This window comes from Roseovarius halophilus (ex Wu et al. 2025), from assembly GCF_047086965.1.
This window is the reverse complement of record NZ_JBKOTX010000342.1, coordinates 1-3,614: the sequence shown is the minus strand read 5'-3', so window position 1 is coordinate 3,614 and position 3,614 is coordinate 1. Positions and strand designations below refer to the sequence as shown.

The 3,614-nt window shown below is 61.2% G+C and carries 5 protein-coding genes; 3 read left to right on the top strand and 2 right to left on the bottom strand.

Features of this window, described 5'->3' with window-relative positions:
• A partial coding sequence (locus ACH107_RS31000) for a radical SAM protein (RefSeq protein WP_412509521.1) occupies positions 1–649 on the bottom strand: 649 nt, incomplete at its 3' end.
• 209 nt (positions 650–858) lie between these two features.
• Here ACH107_RS31000 and ACH107_RS30995 point away from each other — a divergent pair.
• From ACH107_RS30995 to ACH107_RS30985, 3 genes are all read left to right on the top strand, one after another.
• Positions 859–1,563: a corrinoid protein gene (locus ACH107_RS30995; protein WP_412509520.1), complete on the top strand. Its 705-nt coding sequence runs from the start codon at positions 859–861 to the stop codon at positions 1,561–1,563.
• Between the two features lie 187 nt (positions 1,564–1,750).
• Positions 1,751–2,719 (top strand): phosphatase PAP2 family protein, encoded by a 969-nt coding sequence (locus ACH107_RS30990; RefSeq protein ID WP_412509519.1) that lies wholly within the window; start codon positions 1,751–1,753, stop codon positions 2,717–2,719.
• Between the two features lie 76 nt (positions 2,720–2,795).
• Positions 2,796–3,446: a DUF1638 domain-containing protein gene (locus tag ACH107_RS30985; RefSeq protein WP_412509518.1), complete on the top strand. Its 651-nt coding sequence runs from the start codon at positions 2,796–2,798 to the stop codon at positions 3,444–3,446.
• A gap of 92 nt (positions 3,447–3,538) precedes the next feature.
• Here the strand turns inward: ACH107_RS30985 and ACH107_RS30980 are convergent.
• Positions 3,539–3,614: glutamate synthase-related protein (locus ACH107_RS30980; protein ID WP_412509522.1), on the bottom strand; the 76-nt coding region annotated here is incomplete at its 5' end.

Genomic DNA, 3,614 nt, shown 5'->3' with positions numbered 1-3,614 from the left:
GTCGCGCGGGCGCGGGCGCCCGCGGCTCCATCCGGCGCGACAGGGCCGTATCCAGCGTGGTCACCGACACGCCCACCCGCACGAGGCCGCGCGCCGCCATGCGCCCGAGGATGTCCAGATCACGCTCGATCAGGGTGCCCTTGGTCACGATCGCGACAGGGTGGCCGAACCGCTCCAGCACCTCGAGACAGGCGCGCATCACCCGGTGGCTGTCCTCCACCGGCTGGTAGGGGTCGGTATTCGTGCCGATGGCGACGGGCCTTGGCCGGTATCCCGGCGCGCGCAATTCCCGCTCCAGCACCGACGCGATACCCGGCCGCGCCACGAGGCGCGTTTCGAAATCCAGCCCCGGCGACAGGCCCAGCCATGCATGGCTGGGCCGCGCGAAACAATAGATGCAGCCGTGCTCGCAGCCGCGATAGGGGTTGATTGACCGGTCGAACGGCAAGTCCGGCGACCGGTTGTACGTGATCGCGCGCCGCGGGCTTTCGCAGGACACCGCCGTGCGCGCCACGCGCGCCTCCTCCGGCATGTCCCAGCCATCGCCGTCATAGACATGTCCGCAGGCTTCGTAACGCCCGGCGGCGTTGCTGCCGGCGGCGCGGCCCGCACGGCGCAGGGCCGGGTTTATCGTGGCGTCCCGCGACATGGATCGAAAATGGAACAAAACAAGAATATACGCAATAACCCCGTGTGTCGCATGACATCTTTCACAACGGATCACGTGATTTTCATCGCCGCAGGTCGGTCGCGAAACGGCCAATGTCGCAATCCGGAAAGTGGACATGCGACAAAATGGCGAAACGTTCAGACAGGCAACCGGCGCAGGCGCGCGCCCGAGATTTGAGGAACCCGGCCATGTCCGACGAAGAAGACGACATCATCCTTTCGGAACTGGACGACGAGGAACTCGTTCAACAGATGTTCGACGACCTTTACGACGGCCTCAAGGAAGAGATCGAGGAAGGCGTGAACATCCTGTTGGAACGCGGCTGGCAACCCTACCAGATCCTGACCGAGGCGCTGGTCGGCGGCATGACGGTCGTCGGCAAGGATTTCCGCGACGGGATCCTTTTCGTCCCAGAGGTGCTGCTGGCCGCGAACGCGATGAAGGGCGGCATGGCCATCCTGAAGCCATTGCTGGCCGAAACCGGCGCGCCGCGGATGGGCAAGATGGTGATCGGCACCGTCAAGGGCGACATCCACGACATCGGCAAGAACCTCGTGTCGATGATGATGGAAGGCGCCGGGTTCGAAGTGGTCGATATCGGCATCAACAACCCGGTCGAGAACTATCTCGAGGCGCTCGAGACCGAGCAACCCGACATTCTGGGCATGTCAGCCCTGCTGACCACCACGATGCCCTACATGAAGGTCGTGATCGACACGATGGTGGAACAGGGCGTGCGCGATGACTACATCGTGCTCGTGGGCGGCGCGCCCCTGAACGAGGAATTCGGCAAGGCCATCGGCGCCGACGCCTATTGCCGCGATGCCGCCGTGGCGGTGGAGACCGCCAAGGACTTCGTGGCCCGCAAACACAATCAGGGCGTGACCGCTTAGGTTTCACAACTGACGCGCAACCACGAAATCTCGTTTGAACCCCCGGTACCGCCAAACGGCGTACCGGGGCTGCTTGTTCTCAACACCTGAGCTTATCAAGAGACTCCCCGACCGCACCATATCGACGCCCAAATACCACCACAGTTTCCGAATTCATTGCCTGCCACGCAGTCAGAGGATACGGAAAATGACCATCGGGTTGAATAGCCACCGCCTGTATTACGTCGTGTTGACAATCCTGTTGCTGGATGGCGCGATCCTTGTTCTTTCCCAAGCCCGGCTCGACACAAGCTACCTGATCCCGTGGCTAGTCTTTGCCTCTGCCCTGTTGTTTGGTTTTATTTTTATTCGCCGAAAGCTCCGGCAGCAATCAAGGCCTCACCCCGCACTTTTTCAGCTTGCGCAACTGCTGGAGGGGCTGTTTTTTCTAAAGCTGGCTTGGCTTGCGTTGAGATTGCTCAATCATCTCACAATGATGACAGCGTTACCTCTGGCCGACGACATGCTGGCGGGCTGGGATCATGCGCTTGGAATAAGCTGGCATATGTATTTTGATTGGGTTCACGCTTCCCCAGTGGCCATCGAGATACTGAAGACATCGTATACGAGCCTCACCAGCCTCAGCGTCCTCGCTCTGGCTGGTCTGATCGCGATGCGCCAGACACTTCGTGCACGGTACTTCATCGAGGTGTTCTTTGTAACCGCGCTGATCTGTATCGTGATGGGCGCGGGCTTTCCGGCGAAGGCGGCAGTACTGCACATCATCCCGGACCTGTCGTTATATCCCAATTTCGACGAGGTCCCCGGCAGTTACCATATCGAGCATCTGACGGCGCTGCGTGGCGCCGAGGATTCGGTGACCCTTGAACTCAGCAATCTGCCCGGGCTCGTAACCTTTCCTTCGTTCCATACGGCAGCGGGCATTCTGCTTAGCGTGGCCTACTGGCGTACCCGGCTATTTGCCCCGGTGGTCGGATATACGGTTATTATGATCGCCTCGACGCCCGTCTTTGGTGCGCACTATTTCATCGACATCTTCGCCGGCGCGGCGATCGCCGGCATCGTCTGTACTACTTGCGCCGCACGGACAAAATATCGTGGGCTGTTCACCAATGCCAGTACTGAGCCCCTGAATGCGACCCTCAATCCGGCCTGAAATGTCGTCCTTGCGATGGTAAAAGAATAGATTTTTTCCCAATCTAACCCGGAATTGGCTGCGAAAGGTCGTGAACATGGCAACAAAGATATTCCCTTCGGAAGAACGCCTGACCGAGAGCGGCTTCACAGAGCCGAGCAACGGCCGCATCCTGCTCATCGCTTGCGGGGCGCTCGCGCATGAAATCCTCGCCCTCAAGCGTGCCAACGGTTGGGATCACATGGATCTGCAATGTCTTCCGGCCAAGCTGCACCTGCACCCCGACAGGATCCCCGGCGCCGTGGAAGACGCCGTCGCGCAGAACCGGGGCGCCTATGATACCATCTTCGTGGTTTATGCCGATTGCGGCACCGGCGGGCAGCTTCAGGCCAAATGCGCCGAACTGGGTGTCGAGATGGTCGCCGGGCCGCATTGCTACGCCTTCTTCGAAGGGACCGACGCCTTCGCGGCGCGCGACGAGATATCGGCCTTCTACCTCACCGATTTCTTGGTCAAGCAATTCGACGCCTTCGTCTGGAAACCCATGGGCCTCGACAGGCACCCCGAATTGCGCGACATGATCTTTGGCAATTACACCAAGCTCGTCTATCAGGCCCAGACCGACGACCCCGCGCTCCGGCAGAAAGCGCGGGAGTGCGCGCGCCGGCTCGGGCTCGATTACGAGTACCGTTTCACGGGCTACGGTGACCTTGTTACAGCGCTCGAACGGCAGGTGCGGCGGGCCTGACCACCGCGCGAACGCGCCTCGCCGCAGCGATCAGCCGGCGCCGGAACCGGCCGACGCGATACCGACGCGAAGCAGCCGCGATGCCGCGCCCCTCAGCCGGCCTCGCGCGTGAGGTCGTAGATGAGCTGCGCGAGATCCTCGATCGAGTAGATGTCGTGGTGCGGCGGC

Excerpts from the sequence above, each read along its gene's own strand:
- ACH107_RS30990 (WP_412509519.1), top strand. The coding sequence starts at position 1,751 with ATGACCATCGGGTTGAATAGCCACCGCCTGTATTACGTCGTGTTGACA.
- ACH107_RS30995 (WP_412509520.1), top strand. The coding sequence starts at position 859 with ATGTCCGACGAAGAAGACGACATCATCCTTTCGGAACTGGACGACGAG.
- ACH107_RS30985 (WP_412509518.1), top strand. The coding sequence starts at position 2,796 with ATGGCAACAAAGATATTCCCTTCGGAAGAACGCCTGACCGAGAGCGGC.